Genomic DNA, 221 nt, shown 5'->3' with positions numbered 1-221 from the left:
GATCGGCGGACAGCGGACTGCGTCCTGCAACCGGTCCGTCTTAAACTCGATCCCGGTAGCAAGGGAACCGGCGTGGCCATCGTGCGTGAGGTCGAGCCCTGCGGCGGCGAGGCGACCCGGCATGCCGCCGTGCTGTCGCTAGTGGAACTGATACACCGCGGCGCGCAGATCAGCCTGAACCTGACGGCCCGCAGGGCTATGCGCCGGTCGCGACGCGGGCG

General features: G+C 69.7%; 1 protein-coding gene. It reads left to right on the top strand.

Annotated elements, in window-relative coordinates:
* The coding region (locus ACYP5B_RS51430; protein WP_459575218.1) for an RRXRR domain-containing protein at nt 1-221 on the top strand (221 nt) is incomplete at both ends.

The organism is Cupriavidus sp. 8B, assembly GCF_054589115.1.
The sequence above is the reverse complement of the archived record's forward strand: the minus strand, read 5'-3'. Positions and strand labels throughout refer to the sequence as shown.